Raw genomic sequence first — 26,184 nt, 5'->3', positions numbered from 1 at the left:
TGAATTCGCCGGTGGACCGTCATTGCCCGCATTGTGTGGATACACTCCGCAGCGGTGGTCCCGGCGGCCGGCCGTTCAGCGACCCGACGAGGCTGGTCCGGGACCCGGGTGACTGCCGTGGTCCCCCTCCCGTCGCACCGGCATGTATCTCGGATGGTCATCGATGCAGTTCGTAGCCGACTCGCGTCGGGAGTCGCAGCCGCTGGCGCGAATGGCCGCCGAGAGCCTGGCGCCCCGCCTGCAGTTCACGATGAATCTCGTCGTCGTGGTGGCGGTGCTGCTGATCCAGCTCGTCAACGTCAGCCAGCTCGTCGCCGCTGACGACGGCGAACTCATCACCGACAATGTCCGGCTCGCCTGCTACGCCGGTATCGCCGCGCTCTTCCTGCTGCAGGTAATGCACTCCAGCCGGCGGCTGCGACCGCGTCGCCGGTGGATCGTGGTCGCCAGCCTCACGTCCCAGGCCGTGATCAGCTACGCGCCGACGCTGTACCTCGGCGAGGCGTGGGGCGGCGCCGCCGGCTTCTTCCTCGGGTCGGTGCTGCTGCTCGTCCAGCCGGCGCGCCTGGCTTTCGCCATCTTCGGAGCCTTCGAGGTCCTCACCGCCTACGTGGCGATCGTCGACCGCCAGGAGTGGACCAACGTGGTCTACGCGGTGGTGGCCAACGGCCTCACCGCGCTGGTGATCTACAGCGTCAGCAGGATGGCCGACCTGGTGAGCGATCTGCACGAGGCTCGGCTGGAGCTGGCCGAGGCAGCCGTCGAGCAGGAGCGGCAGCGCTTCTCGCGCGACCTGCACGACCTGCTCGGCTACAGCCTCAGCGCGATCACGCTGAAGGGTGAGCTGGCCCACGGCATGGTCGAGACCGCGCCGGACGAGGCGAAGGAGCAGCTCGCCGCCATCCTGCGGATAGCTCGGGTGGCGCTGCAGGACGTCCGGGCGGTCGCGCGGAGCTACCGGGCGATACCGCTGCAGGCACAGCTGGCCTCGGCTCGCTCGGTGCTGACCTCGGGCGGGATCGACGGCGACTCGACGGTCACCGTGCCCGTGCTCTCCGGGCCCTGCGAGACCGTGCTCGCCACCGTGGTGCGCGAGGGCGTCACGAACGTGCTGCGACACAGCAAGGCCACCACCTGCGACATCGTCCTGGGTCAGGTGGGCGAGAACATCGAGCTGACCATCCGCAACGACGGCGTCGACGAGCTGGTGATCGCGAGGTCGCGCAGCGAGGGTGGGTCGGTCGTCCTCGGCGACGGCGAGGGTGGTCTGCAGAACCTTCGCAGCCGGCTGGCTCAGGTCAACGGCTCGCTGCGGATCGGCATCGACGGCGCCGGATGCTTCGTGCTCACCGCGACCCTGCCGGTCCGGCTCCCGGTGCGCGCGGCGACGCTGGAGTCAGAGGACCCAGCCTGCGGCTCGCGCCAGATTGACCGCGTGTAGCCGGTTGTCGGCGCCGAGTTTGGCAACCGACGAGGTCAGGTAGTTGCGCACGGTGCCGGCCGAGAGGTGCAGCTCGCCGGCGATGTGGGTGACGCTGGCGCCGTCGGCCGCCAGCTGGAGCACCTCGTTCTCGCGGGGCGTCAGTGGGTTCTCCCCGGCGTCCCAGGCCGAGAGCGCCAGTTCGGCGTCGATGAACCGCTGACCCCGCGCCACCTTGCGGACGGCCGCCGCGAGCTCCTCGGGCGGAGAGTCCTTGAGCAGGAAGCCGGGCACCTTGGCGGCCAGCGCGCGCCGCACGACCGCGGGTTGCGCCAGGCTTGTCAGCAGCAGGACGGGCAGGTCGGGCAGCACCGTGGCCAGCCGGACGGCGGCGTCGATGCCCGACAGGCCAGGCAGGTCCACGTCGAGGATCGCCACATCGGGCCGGACGCGCAGCGCCGCGCTCTCGATGAGGTCGCCGCGATCGACCTGGGCCACCACCTCGATGTCGTCCTCGCGCTCGAGGAGCGCGGCCAAGGCGCCGCGCACCATGTCCGTGTCCTCGGCAAGCATGACCCGGATCAACGTCAGCCCCGTCCCTCGTCCCGGTCGGCCGGCGGTTCCGAAGCGCGCCGACGCCGCTGGCGACATGCTAGGCGAACGGGGGTTCGTCCGGGCTGTCAGGCGTGTGGGTCAGCCGCTCGACTCGCTGCGGGCTCGGTCGCGGGCTCGGTCGCGGGCTCGGTCGCGGGCTCGGTCGCGGGCTCGGTCGCGGGCTCGGTCGCGGGCTCGGTCGCGGGCTCGGTCGCGGGCTCGGTGGCGGTCTCGTCCAGGGCGGTCGCCGCGGGGAGGTTGCGGAGGATCTCGGCCGTGACCGCGAGGGTGGGTTCGCGCACGATCCGTCCGAAGTCGTCGCCGAGGGCGGCGATGTCGACACCGGCGACCTGCCGAGCGACGGTCGCCACCATGGCCAGGAAGAGCAGTGAGTTGCCACCGCGCTCGTAGAAGTTGGCGGAGTCGTCGAACCGGTCGGCAGGGATGTCGAGCAGTGATGCCCAGATCTCCGCGATCTGCCGGGTGAGGGGATCGCGCGGTCCCACGGCCGTCTCGCCGGAGACGGGATCGGGCAGCCGGGCGGCATCGACCTTGCCGTTGAGGGTGCGCGGGATGGCGTCGAGGAAGACGGTGGCGGCGGGGATCATGTACGCGGGCAGGAGCGTGGCGAGGTGCTCGGCGAGCTCGTCGGCACTCACCCCGTCGGCGACGACGTAGGCGCAGAGCGTCCGCTGATCACCGGCCGCTCTCGGGACGACGACGGCCGTCGCCACCGCCGGGTGTGCCTCCAGGGCAGCGACGATCTCGGCGGGCTCGACCCGGTGACCGCTGACCTTCACCTGGTCGTCGACCCGCGCGACGTATTCCAGGTTGTCGTCCGGCAGCCGGCGGGCCAGGTCGCCGGTGCGGTAGTAGCGCCGGCCGTCGGCGAGCCGCACGTAGCGCTGGTCGGTGAGGTCGGGACGGCCCCGGTAGCCACGGGCGAGCTGGTCGCCGCCGATGTAGATCTCGCCGCTGTCGGACTCCCGACCGTGGGCGTCCAGCAGCACGACGGTGTTGCCGGCGATCGGCGCGCCGATGGGGACCGCGGCGGCGGTGTCGCGCGCCGGGTCGAAGCGATGCGCGGTCAACGCGACGGTGGTCTCGGTCGGGCCATAGGAGTTGACGATCACGCAGTCGGGTCCGAAGGCCTGGCGTGCTGTCATCGCCGTCGACCGGGTGAGCTGCTCGCCGATGGTCGTCACGGTGCGGAAGCGATCGGTCCGCAAGCCGAGGTAGCCGATGAGCGCGAGGTGCGACGGGGTGAGGGCGAGGCTGTCGGCCGGGGACTCGGTGAGCAACTCGCGCAGCAGCTCCGCCCCGATCTCGCCGGGTCGCAGCACGATGGCCGCGCCGGCGAGCAGCGGCGGGACGAGGGTGATGAGGGAGAGGTCGAAGCCGAGCGAGGCGAGCAGCGGGATCCGCGCCTGGTCGTCGATCCCGAAGGCCGCGCCGGCCCAGGCGGCGAAGTTGCGCAGCGCGCCGTGCTCGATCTCCACACCCTTGGGGCGTCCGGTCGACCCGGACGTGTAGATGATGTACGCCAGCTGGTCGGCGGCGGGCGGCACGTGGTCGAGCTCCACCGGCGTCGCGAGGTCGAGGTCCTCGATCACGACCGTGGTGCAGCCGGGCACCTCGATGGCGCGGTCGGCGTGGACCGACTCGACGAGGCAGACCCCGGCGCCGGCGTCGGTGAGCAGGGAACGGACTCGCGCGTCCGGGATGTGGGCATCCATCGGCAGGTAGGCCGCACCCGAGCGCAACGTGCCCCATATGGCGGTGACGGCGGTCGCCGACCGGCCACCGAGCACGCCGACGACGCTCTCCGGTCCGCAGCCGAGCTCGCGGAGCCGGGCGGCGATCACTCCGGTCTGCCGCTCCAGCTCGGCGTAGGTCACGTCCGCCTCGACCGAGGAGAGCGCGATCGCGTCGGGCGTGGCGCGGGCTCGATCCAGGAAGCCGGAGACGACGTCGGGGCCGGTGGTGGCGGCTCGTGATGAGGGGGGAGGCGTCTCGTCGGCGACGACCCGGGCATCGGCCGGACGGAGCCCGGCGACGAGCTGGTCCAGCAGGCCGTCGAGGCGCTCGGCGGTCTCGGGGCCGTCCCACCAGGCCAGCGAGATCTCGGTGGTGTTCTCGGTCTCCAGGATGTTCAGGTCCGGGGCGCCGCCCGGCGCCGGCCGCGCGACGAGGTACGCGCGGTGAGGCGTGAAGGCGCTGCTGCGCCACCGGCCGAGCTCGATACGACCGGCGTGCGAGATCACGGCGTGCGTCGGATAGGCGTCGCGTTCGCGGGCGCGCCGGTCGATGGTCGTCACCGCCTCGGCGAGAGCCGTCAGCGGCATCTCCAGCAGCCCGACGGGGGGAGCGGTGCGGACTGCTGCGCCGTCGGCCAGCTCGCGCAGCAGCTTCTCGTGCACGGTGGCCGCATCCTCGTCGGCGGCGACCTCCAGCGCGAAGCCAGCGGAGACGTTGGCGGTCGTGGCCGGACCCGGCCTGAGATGGCGCAGATCCACAGGGACGAAGAAGGAGCCGCTCGGCTCGCCCATCGCCCGGACCAGCAGCGTGGCGACGGTGGCCACGACGCCGGGCAGGGTGCCCTGCAGGCTCCGGTGCCGGACGATCCACCGCTCGTGGTCGGTCGGCTCGCAGCCGGCTAGCACGGGGGTGCAGGCGTATTCGGGGATCACCCGGTCGGGCGACTCGGCCAGCTCGGCGAAGACGTCCCGGTCGCTGGTCGTGCCGGGCGCGCCCAGTAGCTCCTGCCCGTCCAGGGCTCGGAAGACGTCGGCGACCCAGAGCAGCAGGCCCTTGGCGTCCATCACCGCGTGGCCGGCGCGGAAGGCGATGCTCCGAGGCTCGCCGTCGACCAACACGACCTCGCAGGCGTCCGCGGGGAGCGTCTCGAGCAGGGTCTCGGCAGTGCCGCAGCGAACCCGAGGCGCGCGACCGCCGTCGACCCAGGTCTGCTCGTCTCGTTCGAGCCGCGAGCCGGGACAGGCCGCCGACGCCGCGGCGACGGCGCCGGCGAGCTCGTCCGGCGTCAGCGATCCGCTGCCCTCGACGACGACCTGCAGCGAGGGCGCCAACTCCTCGGGGTGACCCAGGAACCACCACTCGGTGGGCGAGACGGCACGGCGGTAACCGGTCTCGGTATCGGCGATGACTGACACGATCGGACCTCTGTCGCTCGGCGTTGAGTCAGGCCGACGGCATGGGCTCGGCCAGCGCCTCGGCGAATTCCACCCACATCTGCGCATAGTCGCGGGCGAGGCTGTCGACCGCCGCCACGCAGTGCGCCGGCACGCTCGAGGCCAGCACGGAGAGGTCTCGACGCTCGGCCGCGGTCCGGTGCAGCAGCCGCAGCAGCTGACGGCCGTCGTCACGGGTGCGCATCGACGGGTCACGGACGAGGTTCGCCAGCAGCCTGGCCGGATCCGGACGCGGCGGTGCCACGTGGGCGGAGAGGGCCGCGCGCACCTCCGAGGCGACCTCAGGGGCCCGGACGCCGCCGGCGGCACTCTCACCCGGTTCCTCGTTCGCCGGCGGCTCCCCGGAGGCGAGCCGCTTGCGAACGTCGCTCGCAGTAGCGGGGGAGATGCCGGCCCGTCGCGCGATGTCGCGCAGGGACGCCTCGGGGTTGGCGGCGATGAGAGCCGCCGCGCGGTAGCGGCCGGCGACCTTGTCGACCGGGTGCAGCTTGCCGTCGCGGCCCAGCCGTGCGGCGGTGCGGACCTCGGGATCGTCCACGCCGCGGCGGACCACGGCGACGGTCTTGGCGCTGAGTCCGGTGACGTCGGCGATGGCACGGTCGGACAGGTGCGGGTGCGTCCGGACGATGCGCCGCGCTGCGGCGTGCCTGTCCTCGCGCGACAGCGGCAGGCCGTGCGTCACGTTGGCCTCGACGGCCCGCAGGAAGGCGTCGTCGGCCGCCCCGTCGAACCACTCCACCGAGATGGTGGTGCGGCCGGCGGCGGCTGCGGCCAGCAGCCGGTGCGTCCCGTCGATGACCCGCATGGTGCGGCGGTCCACCAGGATGGAGGGCAGCGGCTTGTCGACGGCGCTGAGCCGGGCGACGTGCTCCGGGTCCACGCCGTTGCTGCGGGGCGAGTCGGCCGGCAGCAGGTCGGCGACCGGGACCTGCTCGAAGCGGCGGCGCGCGTCGGCCAGGCGCAGTGGCTCGCTGCCGCCGCCTGCCGAGGCATCTCCGGTGTCGAGGCGGCGGGCTACGGCCACGCCTACGGCGGTCATCGAGAACCCGCCGGAATGCGGCGCGTGGTTATTGCGCGAGCGTATGTGAACGGTGTATTAATTGTGCGCGAAATTGCGCAGCACAAAACAGCGAGTGCCATATGTCCCCCAGAACACTTGGCGATGTACACGGCAGGTGACGCCGATGTCAGAAATCGACCCTCGCTTTCCCCTATGTCCGATGTCAAGGAGATCGCGGAGAATGGGGACCGGTTCGGCACTGGTACGGTAATTGATTCACGTGCCGGGATATGAATTGTTCACGGGTGCGGGAAGGGTGACTCTTCGGTCACAGCCATCCGCGTTCTTCGGCCACCCGTAGCGCCTCGATGCGGTTGCGGGTGCCGGTCTTGCTCGTCGCCGCCGAGACGTAGTTGCGCACCGTCCCGACGGAGAGGTACAGCCGTTTGGCGATCTCGGCGATGCTCGCGCCGGAGCGTGCGGCGATGAGGACGTCACGTTCCCGGGCAGTGAGCGGTGAGCTGCCGGCCGCCAACGTGGCCACCGCCAGCGCCGGGTCGACCACGCGCTCGCCCTGCCGCACCCGTCGGATGGCGTCGGCCAGGGCCGAGGAGGGTGAGTCCTTGACGACGAAGCCGTGGACGCCGGCCTCCATCGCACGGCGCAGGTAGCCCACCCGGCCGAAGGTGGTCAGCATGATGACCCGACAGTCGGGCAGCTGCGTGTTGAGCACCGCCGCCGCCGCCAGCCCGTCCAAGCCGGGCATCTCGATGTCCAGCAGCGCCACGTCGACGTCGGCCTCCCGCGCGGCCGCGACGACCTCGTCGCCGCGGCCGACGGAGGCGACCACCTCGAAGTCGTCCTCCTGGCTGAGCAGCGAGGCCAGCCCCTCCCGGATGAGCTCCTGATCATCGGCGAGCAGCAGTCTGATCGTCACGACTCCTCCGTCCGGGGGGTCACCTGCGCACGGAGCCGCCAGCCCCCACCGGAGACCGGGCCCGCCGTCAGGGTGCCGCCGGCGAGCTCGACCCGCTCGCGGAGCATCGACAGGCCGTTGCCGGGAGGGGCCTCGCCGGAGCAGGTGCCGTCGTCGATGATCTCGATGGAATTGGCCGACAGCACGACGGTGCACCGTCCGGCGCGGGCGTGGCGGGCGACGTTGGTGAGGCCTTCGCGCACCACCCAGCCGAAGAGCTCCTGATAGGCCGTGTCGACCATGTCGGTCGCGGTCGGCAGGTCGGCGGTGATCCCGGAGGCGCGCAGCAGCTCCCTGCCCCGGGCGAGCTCGATGGCCAGGCTCACGTCCCGGAAGCCGGAGACGGCGGCGCGGACCTCGGCGAGCGCCTGCCGCGACAGCTTGCCCACCTCGTCGATCTCGCGGGCGGTTGCCGAGCCCTCCTTGGCCGCGATGCGGCGCGCCACCTCCGCCTTGATGACGATGGCGGTCAGCGAGTGGCCCAACAGGTCGTGCAGGTCCCGGGCGATCCGCGCCCGTTCCGAGAGGGAGGCGAGTCGGGCCACCTCGGCGCGGGCCTCGATGAGCGCCTGATTGGCCCGCACGGTCTCGGAGAAGGCGTTCACGATCAGCGCGGTGGTGACGATGATGATCGCGGGCAGCCAGCCCGGCCCGCTGTGCCACGGCCGGACGGCCACCGGGACCACCAGCGCCGCCGCGACCGCGACCAGCGCGATCGGCCCCGCGCGCCGGCGCCCCAGGAAGAAGACCGCGATGGCCACCAGGACGGCGCAGAGAAAGAACGCGCCGACGCGCGCGAGCGGCAGCGCCGCCAAGAAGAGGACGGTCATCAAGCCGAAGCTGACCCCGGCTCGTCGCCATGACCCGGTGTAGGCCGCGTAGGCGGTGAGGCCGTAGCAGAGGCAGAAGAGCGTGACCACGCCGAAGCCCAGGGCGGCCCGCGATCCGTCGGAGTCCTGGGCGATGAAGATCGCGGTGACGACGGGATAGATGAGCATCGTCGAGGCGAGGGCCAGCCGCCGGTAGCCGTCGAACTGGCCCCGGCCCACGACGGGGCCGGAGGTCGCCTGCTCCTCGTCGGCCACGAGGTCGGCCATCAGGTCACCGGCGGAGTCCCCGCCGGTCGCGGTGTCCCGACTCGTGACGTTGCCGACGCTCATCCCTGGCTCCTCCGCCCTCGACCCCGGCCGCGAGACGTCGACCGTCGGCAGCGACGAACGACGGCGACCTGGTCAGCATCCTCCCGCCGCGGCGACGCCGTCCAGGTGGGGAGGGGTCCCGGGCCGCGGGACCGGATCACGTGGCGACGAGCTGCCCGCTGAAGTGCCGGTCGAGCAGCGCGAGCACGGCCGGCATCTCGTCGACGAGGTAGAAGTGCCCGCCACGGAACACGTGCAGCGAGAAGCCGCCGGTGGTGTGCTGCTCCCAGCTGCCCGCCTCGGTCACGCTGGTCTTGGGATCCGAGTCCCCGGTCAGTGCCACGATCGGGCAGGCGACCGTGTCCGTCGGTGCGCAGCGATAGGTCTCCACCGCGCGGTAGTCCGCACGGAGCGAGGGCAGCGCGGCCGCCATGAGGTCCTTGTCCTGCAGCACGATCGAGGCGGAGCCGTCGAGGCGGGTGATCTCGGCGATGATGGCGTCGTCGCCGTTGCGGTGCACCAGCTCCTCGCGTTCGGTGGCGGGGCCGCAGCGGCCGGAGACGAAGAGCGCCTCGATCGGCCGGCCGTCCCGTTCGAACCTGCGCGCCACCTCGAAGGCCACCACGGCGCCCATGCTGTGCCCGAAGAGGGTGAGTGGCAGCTCGGTGTCGTCCCGCAGCGCGGCGTACGCGCCGTCGGCGAGGCTGCCGATGTCGGCGATCGGCGTCTCCAACCGGCGGTCCTGGCGGCCGGGGTACTGCACCGCCACCACGTCGACCGGCGAGGTCAGACCGAAGGGCACCGGTCGATAGAACGGAGCGGTCCCGCCGGCGTGCGGGAAGCACATCAGGGTGGCGCGGGCGGCGGCGTTCTCGCGGTACCGGCGGCCCCAGAGGCCGTTGTCGGGGCGGGCGGATCCACTGGGCAGGGGGGACATGGCGCTCCTGTCTCGGTTGTCGCGTTCGCCGTGGCGCGTCCCAATATCGCGTGCCGACGGGGCCCGCGCCGCAGGTGTTCAGCTGCGCCCTCCCCGGCTGAACGCTTCCGTTGCGTCGTTCGCGCGGGTGTCCCTAACCTGCCGTGACCGCAGGACGGTCGGGCGGGGCCCGCAACCCGCCGGTGCGCCAGCCCGGCGCCGCCGTCTCGACATCCGAAGCCGTAGACAGAATCGAGGTGGGCAGCATGGGTTACAAGTTCTCGCTGGTGCTGAACCGTGAGGTCGACGATCAGGAGACGGCGCAGCTGCGCGACTCGCTGGTCGGCACCACGACGTTCGTCGGCGACCAGCTCCCGACCAACGCGGACGTGTCCGTCACCAGGATCGAGATCGACGACGAGAAGTCCGCGACGCTCGCCGAGGCCATCCAGTCGGCCTTCGACGTCGTCCACGCTGCGGAGGGCCTCTCGATCCCCGGCCTCAGCGTGCCGGCACAGCCGGCGGGCCCGGTCGACGACGCCAAGGTTGACGAGGCCAAGGCCGACGACGCCCATGTCGACGAGGCCACGGCCGACGGTGTCGAGCTGGCCCAGGACGAGCGGGTGGAATCCGTCGCATGACGGTGCGAGACGAGCTGACCGAGGCCGACCTCGTCGCCGTCCCGGAAGAGCAGCTGGTCCGCCACTACCGTTCCACGGTGCCGCCGACCTTCGACGACCCGGCAGTCGAACGGCGTCACCGCAAGGAACGCCTCGCCGCGGCCCTCCGGCTCTTCGGCCGCTTCGGCTTCGACGAGGGCGTGGCCGGACACATCACGGCACGGGACCCGGAGTTCAGCGACTACTTCTGGGTCAACCCCTTCGCGATCCCGTTCGCTCAGGCCTCGGTGAGCAAGCTGCTGCTCGTCGACCACCAGGGCAAGGTGGTCCAGGGCGAGTACCTCGTCAACGAGGCCGCCTTCGTCATCCACTCGTCGGTGCACCGGGCCCGGCCCGATGTCGTCGGCGCCGCGCACGCTCATTCCACCTACGGCAAGGCGCTCTCCGCCACCGACCAGGGCCTGGAACCGCTCACCCAGGACTCCTGCGTCTTCTACGACGACCACGCCGTCTTCGAGGACTACACCGGGTTGGTGACCGACCTGGAGGAGGGCGAGCGCATCGCCCGCACGCTGGGCTCCCACAAGGCGGTCATCCTCCGCAATCACGGTCTGCTCACGGTCGGCTCGACCGTCGACTCCGCCGCCTGGTGGTTCATCACCGCCGAGCGCTCGGCGCAGGCCCAGCTCGCGGCGAAGGCCGCCGGCACCGTGCACCAGATCTCCCCGGCGAACGCGAAGCTGACACATCAGCAGTCTGGTCACGAGTACGCGGGCTGGATCCAGTTCCAGCCGCTCTTCGAGTACATCGCGCAGGCCGAGCCGGACCTCTTCGACTAGGGCATGGCCCCTGACAGCCGCCGGCTGTCCCGCCGTCTCGACGCCGCTCCCGTCCTGTGGGGGCGGCGTCGTCGTGTCTCGTGGACGGAGCCGAGCCGTGCGGTGTCGTGTCGGCCACCCCTGACGGTCGGATCAGGGATCTCCCCTACGCCAAATGTCATACGGGCGTGATGACCGCGCTCACTGCCGCCGGCACCCCCTCGTCGCGGATCGTTGACGTGTCGCTGGAAGAAGACCAGCCGGCCCGAAGGGGCCGCACCGATCACCACACCGTTTCTGGAGGAGACATGACCGCCGTCAAGACCGCCGCCCGCCTGGACCACAGCCGCGCCCGCACCTCGCTGGAGCGCGCCCGGTCGCTGGTCGTCTGGTACTCGCTCGTGAGCCTGGCGACCGTGGGAGCCATCGTGGCGCTGCGCAACCACCACGATCTCGTCACCAGCGCGGTCTGGACCCGCGGCATCATCGTCGCCGTCACGTCGCTGCTGATGCTCTCCTTCGTGGTCGGCGCCCTGCGGGGCAGTGCCCGTGCGCTGCTGCGACTGCGCCTCGTCTCGGCGATCATGGTCGCCGTCATCGCCGTCATCGTGGCCCTGCCCGGCGCCTTCCCGGTCTGGCTGCGGGCCGAACAGGCCGTCTGCGGCGTGCTGCTGCTGGGCGTCGTCGCCACCGTCAACAGCCGCACCGTCCGCGCGGCCTTCCGCTGACCTGCGGTGGCCGGCGAGTCCTGCGCCGGCCACCGCGCCTCGTCCCGAACCGGACCGAACAGAAGGGGCTCCCTCGTGTTGTACGCCGCCGTCCAGGCAACCTCGCTGCTGTGGTTGCTGCTCGAGATCACCCTCGTCGTCCGTGACCACCGCCAGGGCAAGGGCTCGTCGTCGCGGGACCGTGGCACCCGCTGGCTGATCGTGGCGTTCACGCTGCTGGCCACCGTCACCGCGACGGCGCTGCAGGCGGTGCTCCCCGCCGACAGCCCGCTGCAGATCGGCCTCGTCGACCACGCCGCAGCGGGACCCGCCATCGGACTGGCCCTGATGTGGCTGGGGCTGGCAGTCCGGATCTGGTCGATCACCCAGCTGGGCAGCGGTTTCCGCACCACCGTGGAGGTGGAGACGTGCCAGGCGATCGTGACGCGAGGCCCGTACCGCTGGGTGCGTCACCCCAGCTACGCCGGCGCGCTGCTGCTGGCGCTCGGCTACGGCGTCGCCGCAGGCAACTGGCCTGCGGTGGCCGTCACCGCGGTGCTGCCGCTCGGCTCCATCCTGCGCCGCATCGCTGTCGAGGAGCGGCTGCTCGTCCGGGTGATGGGACGGCGCTACCTCGTCTACCGCGGCCACACGAAGCGACTCATCCCCGGGGTGTGGTGACCCCGGACGAAGACTGACGGCGATGCCGTCCCCGCGCTGCCGCGGGAGGGACCCCAGGCCCTCCCGCGGCCTTCGTCATCGTGGCGGTCCGCGCCTCGTGCGGGCCTGTTCAGCTGCTCCATGCACCGGCTGAACGTGGTGTCCGGTTCGTCCACCCGCCGGTAATTTTCGGACCGCTGCGGCGGACCCGACGTGCGCCGTCGCCTCACTGCGGAAGACGTCCTCGGGCCGGGAAAACACCTCAATGGCAGACGAAGAGAAGCTTCGCGAGTACCTGAAGCGGGCCACCGCCAACCTGCGGTCGGCCCGCCGCCAGCTGCACGAGCTCGCCGCCGGCGCGGTCGAGCCGATCGCGGTGGTCGGGATCGGGTGCCGCTTCCCCGGCGACGTCCGCGGCCCGGAGGATCTGTGGCGCGTCGTCGCCGAGGGGCGCGACGTCATCGCGCCCTTCCCCGAGGACCGGGGCTGGGACGTCGAGTCGCTCTACGACGCCGGTGTCGAGGACGAGGCCACCACCCGCAGCGGTGGTTTCCTCTACGACGCCACCGACTTCGACGCCGCCTTCTTCGGCATCTCGCCCCGTGAGGCGCTGGCGATGGATCCCCAGCAGCGGCTCGCCCTCGAGGTCGCGTGGGAGGCGCTGGAGCACGCCGGCATCACTCCCGCGAGCCTGCGCGGCACCCGCTCGGGCGTGTACCTGGGTGCCTACTCCTCGGGCTACGGCACCAGCCTGCCGATCACCTCCGACGACGCCCTGGGACACGTGCTGATCGGGACGGCGAACAGCGTCCTCTCCGGACGGGTCGCCTTCACGCTCGGGCTGGAGGGGCCCGCCATCTCCGTCGACACCGCCTGCTCCTCCTCCCTGGTGGCGGTGCATCTGGCCGCCCGCGCGCTGCGCAGCGGCGAGGCCGATCTCGCGCTGGCCGGCGGCGTCACCGTCATGTCGACGCCGACCCTCTTCGCGGAGTTCTCCCGGCAGCACGGTCTCGCCGCGGACGGACGCTGCAAGGCCTTCGCCGCCGGCGCCGACGGGACCGGCTGGGCCGAGGGGGCGGGCCTGCTCGTGCTCGAGCGGCTCTCCGACGCGCAGCGGCTCGGCCATCGGGTGCTCGCGGTCGTCACCGGCAGCGCGGTCAACTCCGACGGCGCCTCCAACGGCCTCACCGCGCCGAACGGACCCTCGCAGCGCCGGGTCATCCAGGCGGCGCTGGCCGCGGCCGAGGTCTCGCCCACCGAGGTCGACGCCGTCGAGGCCCACGGCACCGGAACCGCGCTCGGCGACCCCATCGAGGCCCGGGCCCTGCTGGCCGCCTACGGCGCCGGCCGTCCCGCCGACCGGCCGCTGTGGCTCGGCTCGTTGAAGTCCAACCTCGGCCACACCCAGGCCGCCGCCGGCGTCGCGGGTCTGATCAAGATGATCATGAGCCTGCAGCACGAGACGCTGCCGCGGACGCTGCACGCGGAGGTGCCGTCGCCACACATCGACTGGGACTCCGGCGCCGTCCGACTGCTCACCGACGCCGTCGCCTGGCCCGCCCGGGACACGCCGCGTCGGGCGGCCGTCTCCGGCTTCGGCATCAGCGGCACGAACGCGCACGTCCTGGTGGAGGAGCCGCCGCTGCCGGCCGCACCGGCGGCTGACGCTGCCGCCGAGGTGCCGCCGGTCGTGCTCGCCGACCCGCAGGCGTGGCTCGTCTCGGCCCGCAGCGAGGCGGCCCTCGCCGCCCAGGCGCGGGCGCTGCTGCCCGCGGTGGATCTGGCGGCGGGGCGAGGTCAGCAGTGGTCGCTGGCCACCGGTCGCGCCGCCTTCGAGCACCGGGCCGTGGTGGTGGCCGCCGATCCCCGGCCGGCCCTCCTCGCGCTGGCCGAGGGTCGTCCCGCCCCGGAGCTGGTGACGGGCACCGCCGGTGACGCCGGCCGGACCGTCTTCGTCTTCCCCGGTCAGGGTGGGCAATGGCTCGGCATGGGTCGCGAGCTCGCCGCCGCCTCCCCGGTCTTCGCCGACCGGCTGGCCCAGTGCTGCGCCGCGCTGGCGCCCTGGACCCGGTTCCCACCGGCGGAGCTGCTCGCCGGCGACCACGGCTTCGACGACGCCGAGATCGTGCAGCCCGCGCTCTGGGCGGTGATGGTGTCGCTCGCCGAGTTCTGGCGCAGCTGCGGCGTCCGGCCCCTTGCGGTCCTCGGCCACAGCCAGGGTGAGATCGCCGCGGCGGTGGTGGCCGGGGCGCTGTCGCTGGAGGACGGCGCGCGGGTGGTCGCGACGCGGAGTCGAGCCCTCCGCGCGATCAGCGGCCGGGGCGGGATGATGTCGATCGCGGAGCCGGCCGAGCAGGTGGCGCTGCGCCTCGAGCCGTGGCGCGGCCGGCTGTCCATCGCGGCCAAGAACGGACCGCGGGCCACCGTCGTCTCGGGCGAGCCCGCGGCGCTGGCCGAGCTCGCCGCGTCGTGTGGCGAGGTCCGCACCCGCGTGATCCCGGTGGACTACGCCTCGCACTCGGCGCAGGTCGACGAGCTGCGCGACGAGCTGCTCACCACGCTCGGGCCTGTCACGCCGAGGGCAGCGCAGATCCCCATGATCTCGGCCCTCACCGGCGCCTGGCTCGACGGTACCGAGCTGGACGCCGACTACTGGTTCGCCAGCCTGCGCGAACCGGTGGAGTTCGCCCGCGCCGTGGCCACTCTCGGCGCCGCGGGTCACGACACCTTCGTCGAGTGCTCCCCGCATCCGGTGCTGCTGGCGCCGATCACCGACTGCCTCGTCGATGCCGGCACCGGCGAACCGACCGTCCTGGGCACGCTGCGCCGTGACGAGGGCGGCGCGCAGCGAGCCCTGCTCTCCCTGGCCGAAGCCCATGTCCGGGGTCTGCCGGTGGAGTGGTCGCGGCTGCTGCCCCCGGCCGAGCAGGTGGACCTCCCCACCTACGCCTTCCAGCGGCGCCGCTACTGGCCCGCCCTGCCCCCCGCCCCGGCGCCGTCGGACCGGTGGCACTACGGCGTGCGGTGGCTTCCCGGCAGCACCGGCAACGCCGGCCTCGACGGGACGTGGCTGCTCGTCACGCCCGGCCGGGACTGCGCCGCTGACGCCACGGCGCTGAGCAGCGCTCTGACCGCGGCCGGGGCCGAGGTGGTCCACGTCGAGACGGGCGACCTGTCCGTAGGCGATGCCGACGCCCTCGCCGCCGCACTCCCGCCGGGACCCGTCGCCGGCGTGCTCTCCCTGCTGGCCCTCGACGACGCCGTCGTCGATCCCGACACCGGGGTCGCCGTCGGCACGGCGAACACGCTGGCCCTCGTCCGGGCGCTCGCCCGACGTCCCGACGCCGCCCCGCTCTGGCTGCTCACCCGCGGTGCCGTCGCCGTCCGTCCCGGTGAGGCGCCCTCACCCCGGCAGGCGCAGGTCTGGGGGCTGGGTCGGGTGGCCGGCCTGGAGCAGCCGCAGCGCTGGGGCGGCATGATCGACCTCGGTGACGGGGTGCCGGCCGCAGCGGTCTGCGCGGCCCTGGTCGGCGGCGTCCGCGCCGGCGGCGAGGACGAGCTCGCGCTGCGCCGCGACGGTCTGTTCGTCCGGCGGCTGCAGCGCCTTGCCCCGCCAGGATCCGGCGCGCCCGGATCGTCCCGGCGGCAGTGGACCACCGGCGGGACGGCGCTGGTCACCGGGGGCACCGGCTCGATCGGTGCCCACCTGCTGCCATGGCTGGTCGCGCGGGGCGCACAACGGCTCGTACTGCCGACCCGTCGTGGGGCGGCCGGCGTGAGTGCCGACCTCGTCGCCGGGCTCGCCGCCCGGGGCGCCGACGTGGCCGTCGTCGAGTGCGACATCGCCGATTCCCGTCAGGTCGACGCGCTGGTGGCCGCCGAGCCCGAGCTCCGGACGGTCGTCCACGCCGCGACGGTCTTCGACCTCACCCGCCTCGACGAGACCGGCCCGGAGTCCCTGGCCGCGGCACTCGCGGCCAAGGTCGCCGGTGCCGACCACCTGGACCGGGCCACCCGCGACGCCACCGAGCTCACCGACTTCGTGCTCTTCTCCTCGATCGCGGCGACGTGGGGGAGCAACGACCACGGCAGCTACGCGGCGGCCAACGCCCATCTCGATGCGCTCGCCGAGGCCCGGCGGGCGGCGGGCCTGCCCGCCCTCAGCGTCGGCTGGGGGGTCTGGGACACCCGCGACTGGGAGGCCTTCACCCCGGCCGGTGCCGACGAGCCCGGCGCCGTCACGCCGACAAGCCTGCGTCGCCAGGGCACCAACTTCCTCGCCCCCGCGCCCGCTCTCGCCGCGCTCGGCGAGGTACTGGCTGCTCCCGGTGAGGCCCACCGCGTCATCGCCGACATGGACTGGGACACCTTCGTCCCGGTCTTCACCGCTGCCCGCTCCCGACCGCTCTTCGACGACCTCGAGGCCGCCGCCGACCCGGCCAGCCGACCGGTCGGCGCCGACCGGGACGACGCCGCCGGTGCCACGGCCGCCGATCCCGCGGCCCGCGGCGAGCTGGCGAGCCGGCTGGCGGGGCTCGCCGAGCCCGAGCGGGTGCGACGGCTGACCGGGCTGGTCCGCGAGCATGCCGCCGCGACCCTGGGTCACGACGTCAGCCGTGACGTCCCCGCGACGCGCGCGTTCCGCGACCTCGGCTTCGACTCGCTCACCGCCGTGGACCTGCGCCGCCGGCTGGCCGCGGCGACGGGGCTGTCCCTGCCGTCCTCGGTGGTCTTCGACCACCCCACCCCCACCGAGCTCGCGCGCTGGCTCTCGGCCCGCATGGTCGGGGGCGAGCCGGCCGAGCCCGACACCCACACCCGCGCCGTCGCCACGGCCGATGACGGCGATCCCGTGGTCATCGTCGGCATCGGCTGCCGGTTCCCCGGTGGGGTCGACTCGCCCGACGCGTACTGGCAGCTGCTGGCCGAGGGGACCGACGCGATCTCCGGCTTTCCCGAGGACCGGGGCTGGGACGCTGCCATCTACGACCCCGACCCGGACCGGCAGGGCCGTTCGTACACCCGCACCGGCGGTTTCCTCTACGACGGCGCCGATTTCGACGCCGGCTTCTTCGGGATCTCGCCGCGCGAGGCCCTGGCCATGGACCCGCAGCAGCGGCTGCTGCTCGAGACGACGTGGGAGGCCGTGGAACGGGCCGGGATCGACCCCGCCACGCTGCGCGGGAGCGCGACCGGGGTCTTCGTCGGCGCGGCGCTCACCGGCTACGGCACCGGCATGGCCGAGGGCGACGGCGGCGCCGAGGGTTACCTGGTGACGGGCCACTCCGGCAGCATCATCTCCGGTCGCATCGCCTACACGCTGGGCCTGGAAGGACCGGCGGTCACCATCGACACGGCCTGCTCCTCCTCGCTGGTCGCGCTGCACATGGCCGTCAGCGCGCTCCGCTCCGGCGAGTGCTCGCTGGCCCTCACCGGCGGCGTGATGCTGATGGCGACGCCGAACCAGTTCGTCGGCTTCTCCCGGCAGCGCGGTCTCGCCCCCGACGGCCGCTGCAAGGCCTTCGGCGCCGGGGCCGACGGCATGGGCCTGGCCGAGGGTGCCGGCGTCGTCGCGCTGGAGCGGCTCTCCGACGCGCGCCGCCACGGCCACCCCGTGCTCGCCGTGGTGCGGGGTATCGCCATGAACCAGGACGGCGCCTCCAACGGGCTCACCGCGCCCAGTGGACCGTCGCAGCAGCGGGTCATCCGCGCCGCCCTGGCCAACGCCGGACTGCGACCCGACGATGTGGACGTCGTCGAGGCGCACGGCACCGGCACCACCCTCGGTGACCCGATCGAGGCGCACGCCCTGCTGGCCACCTACGGCCGCGACCGCAGCCGTCCGCTCTGGCTGGGGTCGGCGAAGTCGAACATCGGCCACACCCAGACCGCCGCCGGCGTGGCCGGACTGATCAAGATGGTGCTGGCGCTGCAGCACCGGCAGCTGCCCCGCACGCTGCACGCTGACGAGCCCTCCGGCGAGATCGACTGGAGCGCCGGCGACGTCCGCCTGCTCCACGAGCACCGCGAGTGGGACTCCGACGGGCCGCGCCGGGCCGGTGTCTCCGCCTTCGGGATGAGCGGCACCAACGTCCACGTCGTGCTCGAGCAGGCCCCCGGCGACGCCGTCGCCACCGAGGCCGAGCCGGCGCCGCCCGACGAGCGCGCGCTGCACCCCGAGGCCACCGCGTGGCGGCTCTCGGCGCGCACCCCGGCGGGGCTGGCGGCGCAGGCACGTCGACTGCACGCCCATGTCTCGTCCCGCCCCGAGCTGGACCCCGCCGACATCGGGTGGTCGCTCGCCACCACCCGCGGCAGCTTCGGTCACCACGCCGTCCTCGTGGGGCACGAGCGGGAGGAGCTGCTTGCGCAGCTGGCCGCGGTGGGGGCCGAGCAGGTCCTCGACCGCGGCGCCGCGATCACCGGCCGGGACACCGAGGGCCGCGTCGTCTTCGTCTTCCCCGGCCAGGGCAGCCAGTGGATCGGCATGGGACGCGAGCTGCTCACCGGCTCACCCGCCTTCGCACAGCGCTTCGCCGAGTGCGCCGCCGCCCTTGCCCCGCACATCTCGTGGTCGCCCGAGGAGGTCCTCGCCGGCGCCGACGGCGCGCCGTCGCTCGAGACCGCCGACGTCATGCAGCCGGTGCTGTGGGCAGTCATGGTGTCGCTGGCCGCGGTGTGGCAGGCCGTCGGCGTCCGACCGGACGCGGTGCTCGGCCACAGCCAGGGCGAGATCGCCGCCGCGGTGGTGGCGGGGGCGCTGACGCTCGCCGACGGTGCCCGGGTGGTCGCGGTCCGATCCCGAGCGCTGCGTGACCTGGACGCCAGCGGCGGCATGGTCTCGGTGGTGATGCCCGCGGCGGCCGTCCGTCCGCTGCTGCAGCCGTGGGGGGAGCGGCTCAGCATCGCGGCCGTCAACGGCCCGGCCAGCACGGTGGTCTCGGGGGAGACCGCGGCGCTCACCGAGTTCGAGCGCGAGCTTCGGGGACGACGCGTGCTGCGCTGGCGCATCCCGGCGACCGACTTCGTCGCGCACTCACGGCTGGTGGAGCCGATCGCGCCGGTCCTCGCCGAGCAGCTCGCGGACCTCCGGCCACGGGCAGGACAGATCCCGTTCTTCAGCACCGTCCGGGCCGGCTGGGTGGACGGGACCGAGCTGACCGCCGAGTACTGGTACGACAACGTCCGCGAGCAGGTGCGCTTCGCCGACGCGGTGACCGCGCTGGCCGAGGACGGTCACGACGTCTTCGTCGAGGTCTCGGCCCACCCGGTGCTCACCGCGGCGATCGTCGAGACCCTGGACGCGACCGATGGTCCCGAGCCGGTCGTCACCGGATCGATCGAACGCGAGCAGGGCGGGCCGGACCGGCTGCTCCGCTCGCTGGCCGTGCTCGCCGCGCACGGCGTGCCGGTGGCGTGGCGCGAGGTGCTGCGCGGTGACCGGGTGGAGCTGCCGACCTACGCCTTCCAGCGGTCCCGCTACTGGCCGGCGCTGCGGCAACCGGGCACGGTGGCGCCCGCCGGAGCCGTTGCGCGGGACGCGACTGCCGACTGGCGTTTCCGGGTGAGCTGGCGGCATCTCTCCGAACCGGCACCGGCGACACCGGGCGGGTCGTGGCTGGTGGTGCTGCCGACCGGTCTCGCCGACCACCCGTGCGTGGCCACGCTGCGCGGCCACGGCTGCCGCGTCCGCACCGTCGAGCTCCCCGCCGGGGACCCCGACCGCGGCGAGCTGGCCGGACTGCTGCGCGGCGACGAGCCGCTGACCGGCGTGCTGTCGCTCTGCGCCCTGCCCACCGACGATGCCGCCGACCATGCCGCGGACCATGCCGACGCCGCCGAGGACGGACCCGGCGCGGGGCTGCTCGCGACGCTCGCGCTGGTCCAGGCGCTGGGGGATCTCGACGAGCCGGCACCGCTGTGGCTGCTGACCCGTGGCGCGGTGGCCGCCGACGCCACCGACTCCCCGCAGCCGTCGCAGGCTGCCGTCTGGGGATTCGGGCTGAGCGCGGCCGTCGAGGTCCCGGACCGCTGGGGCGGTCTCGTCGACCTCCCCGCCCGGTGGGACGAGCGCACCGGTGCCCGGCTGCTCGCGGTGCTCGCCGGCGGCCGGGAGAACCAGGTCGCGCTGCGCGGCTCGGGGGTCCTGGCCCGCCGTCTGGTGCGCGCGCCGCTCGGGGCTTCGCGGCTCCGCTTCGTCCCGCGCGGCACCTCGCTCGTCACCGGTGGCACCGGCGCCATCGGCGGTCACGTCGCGGGTTGGCTGGCCGGCCGGGGCGCCGGTCGGCTCGTGCTCACCAGCCGGAGCGGTCCGGACGCCGCCGGCGCGGCGGCGCTGGCCGCGCGGCTGGCCGAGGCCGGCTCGGCCGTCGAGGTCCTCGCCTGCGACACCGCCGACCGCGCCGCCCTCGCCGCCGTCCTGGACCGGATCGCGGCGACCGGATCGCCGCTGTCGACGGTCATGCATGCCGCCGGCGCCCTGGACGACGGGGTCGTCGACCGCCTGACACCGGCCCGGTTGGCCGGACCCTTCGGCGGCAAGGCCGCCGGCGCGCTGTACCTGGACGAGCTCACCGCCGGGCTCGACCTGGACGCCTTCGTCCTCTTCTCCTCCACCTCGGCGATCTTCGGCAACGGCGGCCAGGGCAACTACGCGGCCGCGAACGCGGTCCTCGACGCGCTCGCGCTGCGCCGCCGCGCGCAGGGCCGCCCGGCCCTGTCGGTGGCCTGGGGGCCGTGGGCCGGCGGTGGCGTCGGCGAGGCCAGCGAGGGCGCCCGGCAGCGGCTGGCCCGCAACACCTGGGAAGTGCTGATGGAGCCGTCGCAGGCCGTCGCCGCGCTCGCCGACGCGATCGAGGACGACACCGTCGGTGCCCTTACCATGATGGCGTTCGACCTCGGCGCGATGGCCACCGACCGCGGCGTGGGGGAGCTGCTGCGGGCGCCGTTCATGTCCGAGCTCGCCGTCGAGGCGGGTGCCGGCGTGGCAGCGGCGACGGCCGTGACCGAGACGCCGGACCCGCACGCCAAGCTGCTGGCGCGGCTCGCCGGCCGGGCCGCCGCCGAGCGCGAGCGGGAGCTCACCACGCTGATCCGGTCCGAGGCGGCGTGGGTAATGGGTTACGACGACCCGGCGGTGATCGACCCCGCCCGGGCCTTCAGCGAGATGGGGCTGGACTCGCTCACCTCGGTGGAGCTGCGCAACCGGCTCGCCGCCGCGACCGGACTCACGCTGCCGGCCACGCTGCTCTTCGACTTCCCGGACCCGCTCGCCCTCGCCGCGTTCCTGCACGGGGAACTGCGCGGCGAGCTGGCGGCCGAGCTTTCGGGCGAGGAGCCCTCGCTTCCCGACGGCGGCCGAGCGGCGGGGAGCCCCACCGAGCCGCTCGCCGTCGTCGCCATGGGTTGCCGCTTCCCCGGCGGCGTGCGCACGCCCGAGCAGCTCTGGACACTGCTGGAGCGCAGTGGGGACGCCATCGGCGGCTTCCCGGCCGACCGGGGCTGGGACCTCGACGCGCTCTACGACCCGGACCCGGACCACGCCGGCACGGCCTACGTCCGTGAGGGCGGCTTCCTGCGGGACGTGGCCGACTTCGACGCCGACTTCTTCGGGATCTCGCCGCGTGAGGCGCTGGCGATGGATCCGCAGCAGCGGCTGCTGCTCGAGGTGACGTGGGAGGCGCTGGAGCGCGGCGGCATCGATCCGACCTCGCTGCGGGGCTCGCGGACCGGTGTCTTCGTCGGCGGCTACGTCTCCGGTTACGACCAGCTGGGCGCGACGCTCGCGCGGACCGCCAGCGGCGTCGGGCTCGAAGGCCACCTGATGACCGGCAACGCCACCAGCATCCTCTCCGGTCGGCTGGCGTACCTGCTCGGCCTCGAGGGGCCGGCACTCACCGTCGACACGGCCTGCTCCTCGTCGCTGGTGGCCCTGCACACCGCCGTCGGTGCGATCCGCAACGGTGACTGCGAGCTCGCCGTCGTCGGCGGGGTGACCGTGATGGCGACACCGCGGGACCTCGTCGCCTTCTCCCGGCAGCGGGGGTTGGCCGCCGACGGTCGGTGCAAGGCCTTCGGCGCGGGCGCCGACGGCATGGGGATGGCCGAGGGCGCCGGCGTCGTGGTGGTGGAGCCGCTGTCGCGGGCGCGCCGGCTCGGCCACGAGGTGCTGGCCCTCGTCCGGGGCAGTGCCGTCAACTCCGACGGGGCGTCCAACGGGCTGACCGCACCGAACGGACCGTCCCAGCAGCGGGTGATCCGGGCGGCGCTGGCCGATGCCGGACTGCGCCCCGAGGACATCGACGTGGTCGAGGCGCACGGCACCGGCACCGCCCTGGGCGACCCCATCGAGGCCGGTGCGCTGCTGGCCACCTACGGTCGCGACCGCAGCACCCCGCTGCTGCTGGGCTCGGTGAAGTCGAACCTGGGTCACACGCAGGCAGCGGCCGGTGTGGCGGGGCTGCTGAAGATCCTGCTGGCGCTGCAGCACCGTCGGCTGCCGGCGACGCTGCACGCCGACGAGCCGTCGCCGCACATCGACTGGGACTCGGGCGCCCTGCAGCTGCTCACCGCCGCGCAGGAATGGCAGGAGGCGGGCCGGCCGCGCCGCGCCGGTATCTCTGCCTTCGGCATGAGCGGGACCAACGCCCACGTCGTCGTCGAACAGCCGCCCGTCGAGCCGGAACCGCAGCTCGTCCCGGCCCCCGCGGTCCTCACCGGCGTGGCCGCCTGGGCCCTCTCGGCGCGTCACGTCGACGTCCTCGCCGACCAGGCCGGCCGGCTGCGCGAGCACGTCCTCGCCCATCCGGAGGCGACGCCGCGCGACATCGCCCACTCGCTGGCGACGACGCGACCGCGATTCGACGAGCGGGCCGTCGTCCTGGGTGCCGCGGCCGGCACCGACGACGATCGCTGCGCCCCGCTCGTCGCCGGTCTGGCCACCCTGGCCACCGGAGGCGACAGCACCGACGTCGTGGTGGGACGCGCCGACGCTGCCGCCGAGCGCGCCGTCTTCGTCTTCCCGGGGCAGGGCAGCCAGTGGAGCGGGATGGCCCGCGAGCTGGCCGAGGCATCCCCGGTCTTCGCCGCGCGCCTCGCCGAGTGCGCCGCCGCGCTCGCACCGTACGTCGCCTGGTCCCCGGCCGAGGTGCTGCTCGGGGACGCCGAGCTGCCCACCACCGCCGACGTCGTCCAACCGGCGCTGTGGGCGGTCATGGTCTCCCTCGCCGAGGTGTGGCGTGCGGCCGGCGTCGTCCCCGACGCCGTCGTCGGCCATTCCCAGGGCGAGATCGCGGCCGCCGTGGTGGCCGGCGCGCTGAGCCTCGCCGACGGTGCGAAGGTCGTCGCGCTGCGCAGCCGCGCGCTCACCGCGCTGGCCGGCCAGGGCGGCATGCTCTCGATCGCCGAGCCGGCGGACCGGGTGCGCGAGCGCATCGCGCCGTGGCAGCCGGAGCTGGCACTGGCCGCGGTGAACGGACCGCATGCCTGCGTCGTCTCCGGGACCCCGGCGGCGCTGGCCGAGCTGGCCGCCTCCTGCCCGGCGGAGGTCCGCACCCGGAGCATCCCCGTCGACTACGCCTCGCACAGTGCCCAGGTCGACCGGCTGCGCGAGGAGATCCTCACCGCGCTGGCCGACATCACGCCGCAGCCCGCCGACGTCACGATGGTGTCGTCGTTCACCGGTGCCGTGCTCGACGGCACCGAGCTGACACCGCGGTACTGGTTCGACAGCCTGCGCGAACCCGTCGAGTTCGAGCGAGCGGTGCGGCTGCTGGCCGCCGACGGCCTTGGCGCCTTCGTCGAGACCTCGCCCCATCCGGTGCTGGTGTCCGCGATCGAGGACACCCTGGACGACCTGCCCGGCGCCGCGGCCGTCGTGGTGGGGACGCTGCGTCGTGACGACGGCGGTGCGCCGCGGGTGCTGCAGTCGCTGGCCGCCGCCGCCGTGCGGGGCGCCACCGTCGACTGGTCGGCCGTCGTCGGCGGTGGGCGGAGCGTCGCGCTGCCGACCTACGCCTTCCGGCACCGTCGTTTCTGGCCGCAGGCGCCGGCCCCGGTCGCCGCCGCCCCGGTGGCGGACGCGCAGTTCTGGGCAGCGGTCGAGCGGGGTGACGCCGACGAGCTGGGCGCCGCCCTCGAGCTGGACGGCGCCCGCGTCGGCGAGCTGCTGCCCGCGCTGGCCGCCTACCGGCGCCGTGACCGCGACGCGGCGGCGATCGACGAGTGGCGCTACCGGGTGACCTGGACTCCGGTCACCGGCGCCGGGACGCTGCCAGCCGGGCGCTGGCTGGTGGTCGGTGGCGCGGAGCGGAGTGGCGCCGCACTCGACGCGGTCGTCGAGGCCCTCCGGGCCGACGGTGCTGAGGTCGTCACCGCGGGCGACGCGGCCGTCCTCGCCGACGATCCCGTCCTCGCCGCCGACTGCCGCGGGGTGGTGTCACTGCTCGCGCTGGACGACGCCACCGCAGACCTGCCCGCCACGCTGCAGCTATTCCGGGAGCTGGGCCGCCTCGGCAGCGAGGCGCCGCTGTGGGTCGTCACCCGCGGCGCGGTCGCCGCCACCGCCGGCGACGTGGTCGCTCCCGAGCAGGCCCAGCTCTGGGGTCTGGGCCGGGTGGTGGCGCTGGAACATCCCCAGCGCTGGGGCGGACTGCTCGACCTTCCCGCGACCGACGACGAGCCGTGGGCGCCGCTGCTGGCGCGGACCCTGGCCGGCGCCGAGGACCAGGTCGCGCTGCGGTCGGGGACCGCGCTGGCGCGGCGCCTCAGCCGGGCCGAGCGCTCCCGGCCGCGGCAGAGCTGGCGCGCCCGGGGCACGGTCCTGGTCACCGGCGGACTGGGCACGGTCGGCTCTCACGCCGCCCGTTGGGCCACGGACCGCGGCGCCGAACGTGTCGTCCTCACCACCCCGTCGCCGCTGCAGCGCGAGGTCGCCGACCTCGCCGCCGGCATCGCCGGTCGTGGCGGTGACGTCCTGGTGAGCGCCTGCGACACCGGCCGTCGCGCGGACCTGGCCGGCCTGCTGGCCCGGACCGCCGCCGACGGCCCGGCGCTGCGGGCGGTCATCCACGCCGACGGTGTCGGGCAGTCGACCCCGGTGGCGGAGATGACCGACGAGGAGTTGGACGCCGTCCGGACCGCCAAGGCCGGCGGCGCTGCGCTGCTGGACGAGCTCACCGGCGACCTCGACGAGTTCCTGGTCTTCAGCTCCATCGTCTCGACATGGGGCAGCGCCCGGATGGCCGGTTACGCGGCCGGGAACGCCTTCGTCGAGGGCCTGGCCGAGCGACGCCGAGCCCGCGGGTTGCCGGCCACCACCGTCGCCTGGGGACCGTGGCAGACCGGCGCCGACGACGGCTCGGTCCGGCACGGCCTGCGCAGCTTGTCGCCGGAGCTGGCGCTGCGGGCGCTGGGCGACGTCCTCGACGGCGACGAACAGGCCGTCACCATCGCCGACGTCGACTGGGAGCACTTCGCGCCGACCTTCACGCTGCACCGTCCCAGCCCGCTGGTCCGGGACCTGCCCGAGGTCGTGGCCGCACTCGACGTGCCGGTGAACCCGGCGGCGGAGACGTCGGCCCGGCAGCGGTGGGCCGAGCTGCCGCCGGCCCGCCGCGCCCCCGAGCTCACCGAGCTGGTCCGGGTCGAGGCGGCCCGGGTCCTGGACCACACCGGCGCCTCGGACGTCGACCCGGACCGCGCCTTCAGCGCGCTGGGCTTCGACTCGCTCACCAGCGTCGAGCTGCGGAACCGGCTCATCGCCGCGACCGGCGTGACGCTGCCGTCCACCGTGGTCTTCCAGTTCCCCACGCCGCGCGCGCTCGGGGCCCGCCTCGCCGAGCTGGTCGGGGGCGGCGAGGCCGACACCCCCGGCGACGTGCTGGCGCGCCTCGATGCCCTGCTGGCCGAGCTCCTCGCCAGTGGCGCCGACGGCGGCGACGGCGGCGACGGCAGCGCCACTGGCGACATGGTGGGCACGCGCCTGGACGCGGCGGTGGCGCAGTGGCGGTCGCGTCACGGCGGCGCGGTCGAGCAGGACGAGTCGGTGGCCGGCCGGCTGGCCGACGCGGCCGACGACGAGGTCTTCGACTTCCTCGGCAAGGAGTTCGGCATCCAGTGACGC

The 26,184-nt window shown here is 74.1% G+C and carries 12 protein-coding genes; 6 read left to right on the top strand and 6 right to left on the bottom strand.

The window, feature by feature from the left end:
* Positions 1–163 precede the first annotated feature (163 nt).
* Entirely contained in the window at positions 164–1,441 is a 1,278-nt protein-coding gene (locus tag AC0NZQ_RS00110; protein WP_474527572.1) for a sensor histidine kinase, read from the top strand.
* On the opposite strand, the gene AC0NZQ_RS00105 is transcribed toward AC0NZQ_RS00110, so the two are convergent.
* From AC0NZQ_RS00105 to AC0NZQ_RS00080, 6 genes are all read right to left on the bottom strand, one after another.
* Positions 1,397–2,005: a response regulator transcription factor gene (locus tag AC0NZQ_RS00105; protein WP_474527571.1), complete on the bottom strand. Its 609-nt coding sequence runs from the start codon at positions 2,003–2,005 to the stop codon at positions 1,397–1,399. The two genes, AC0NZQ_RS00110 and AC0NZQ_RS00105, sit on opposite strands and share 45 nt — an antisense overlap.
* Before the next feature lie 95 nt (positions 2,006–2,100).
* Complete coding sequence (locus AC0NZQ_RS00100; RefSeq protein WP_474527570.1) at positions 2,101–5,187, bottom strand: non-ribosomal peptide synthetase; 3,087 nt, start codon at positions 5,185–5,187, stop codon at positions 2,101–2,103.
* A 28-nt stretch (positions 5,188–5,215) separates the two neighbouring features.
* Positions 5,216–6,265 carry a ParB N-terminal domain-containing protein gene (locus AC0NZQ_RS00095; protein WP_474527569.1) on the bottom strand — a complete coding sequence of 350 codons (1,050 nt, stop codon included), beginning with the start codon at positions 6,263–6,265 and terminating at the stop codon, positions 5,216–5,218.
* A 289-nt stretch (positions 6,266–6,554) separates the two neighbouring features.
* Positions 6,555–7,163 carry a response regulator transcription factor gene (locus tag AC0NZQ_RS00090; protein ID WP_474527568.1) on the bottom strand — a complete coding sequence of 203 codons (609 nt, stop codon included), beginning with the start codon at positions 7,161–7,163 and terminating at the stop codon, positions 6,555–6,557.
* Complete coding sequence (locus AC0NZQ_RS00085; RefSeq protein ID WP_474527567.1) at positions 7,160–8,362, bottom strand: sensor histidine kinase; 1,203 nt, start codon at positions 8,360–8,362, stop codon at positions 7,160–7,162. Before AC0NZQ_RS00085 ends, AC0NZQ_RS00090 begins: the two co-directional genes overlap by 4 nt.
* 136 nt (positions 8,363–8,498) lie before the next feature.
* On the bottom strand, positions 8,499–9,278 hold the full coding sequence (locus AC0NZQ_RS00080) for a thioesterase II family protein (RefSeq protein ID WP_474527566.1): 780 nt from the start codon (positions 9,276–9,278) through the stop codon (positions 8,499–8,501).
* A 245-nt stretch (positions 9,279–9,523) separates the two neighbouring features.
* Between AC0NZQ_RS00080 and AC0NZQ_RS00075 the strand changes: the two genes are divergently transcribed.
* The 5 genes from AC0NZQ_RS00075 to AC0NZQ_RS00055 all read left to right on the top strand — a co-directional run bounded on the left by AC0NZQ_RS00075 (position 9,524) and on the right by AC0NZQ_RS00055 (position 26,181).
* Positions 9,524–9,898, top strand: a complete 375-nt coding sequence (locus AC0NZQ_RS00075; protein ID WP_474527565.1) for a hypothetical protein — start codon at positions 9,524–9,526, stop codon at positions 9,896–9,898.
* Positions 9,895–10,716: a class II aldolase/adducin family protein gene (locus tag AC0NZQ_RS00070; protein WP_474527564.1), complete on the top strand. Its 822-nt coding sequence runs from the start codon at positions 9,895–9,897 to the stop codon at positions 10,714–10,716. Before AC0NZQ_RS00075 ends, AC0NZQ_RS00070 begins: the two co-directional genes overlap by 4 nt.
* Before the next feature lie 287 nt (positions 10,717–11,003).
* Positions 11,004–11,423, top strand: a complete 420-nt coding sequence (locus tag AC0NZQ_RS00065; protein ID WP_474527563.1) for a hypothetical protein — start codon at positions 11,004–11,006, stop codon at positions 11,421–11,423.
* Positions 11,424–11,498: 75 nt separating this feature from the next.
* The gene (locus AC0NZQ_RS00060) at positions 11,499–12,083 is read left to right on the top strand and encodes a methyltransferase family protein (RefSeq protein WP_474527562.1); all 585 of its coding nucleotides are present in this window, start codon (positions 11,499–11,501) and stop codon (positions 12,081–12,083) included.
* A 244-nt stretch (positions 12,084–12,327) separates the two neighbouring features.
* Complete coding sequence (locus AC0NZQ_RS00055; RefSeq protein ID WP_474527561.1) at positions 12,328–26,181, top strand: type I polyketide synthase; 13,854 nt, start codon at positions 12,328–12,330, stop codon at positions 26,179–26,181.
* Positions 26,182–26,184: the final 3 nt, after the last annotated feature.

It is taken from the genome of Jatrophihabitans sp. sgz311053 (assembly GCF_056135305.1).
Note: the sequence above shows the minus strand (reverse complement) of the source record. Positions and strands in the feature narration are given on the sequence as shown.

Coding starts and splice junctions, on each gene's coding strand:
- AC0NZQ_RS00070 (WP_474527564.1), top strand. CDS start 9,895: ATGACGGTGCGAGACGAGCTGACCGAGGCCGACCTCGTCGCCGTCCCG.
- AC0NZQ_RS00055 (WP_474527561.1), top strand. CDS start 12,328: ATGGCAGACGAAGAGAAGCTTCGCGAGTACCTGAAGCGGGCCACCGCC.
- AC0NZQ_RS00080 (WP_474527566.1), bottom strand. CDS start 9,278: ATGTCCCCCCTGCCCAGTGGATCCGCCCGCCCCGACAACGGCCTCTGG.
- AC0NZQ_RS00065 (WP_474527563.1), top strand. CDS start 11,004: ATGACCGCCGTCAAGACCGCCGCCCGCCTGGACCACAGCCGCGCCCGC.
- AC0NZQ_RS00085 (WP_474527567.1), bottom strand. CDS start 8,362: ATGAGCGTCGGCAACGTCACGAGTCGGGACACCGCGACCGGCGGGGAC.
- AC0NZQ_RS00095 (WP_474527569.1), bottom strand. CDS start 6,265: ATGACCGCCGTAGGCGTGGCCGTAGCCCGCCGCCTCGACACCGGAGAT.
- AC0NZQ_RS00110 (WP_474527572.1), top strand. CDS start 164: ATGCAGTTCGTAGCCGACTCGCGTCGGGAGTCGCAGCCGCTGGCGCGA.
- AC0NZQ_RS00075 (WP_474527565.1), top strand. CDS start 9,524: ATGGGTTACAAGTTCTCGCTGGTGCTGAACCGTGAGGTCGACGATCAG.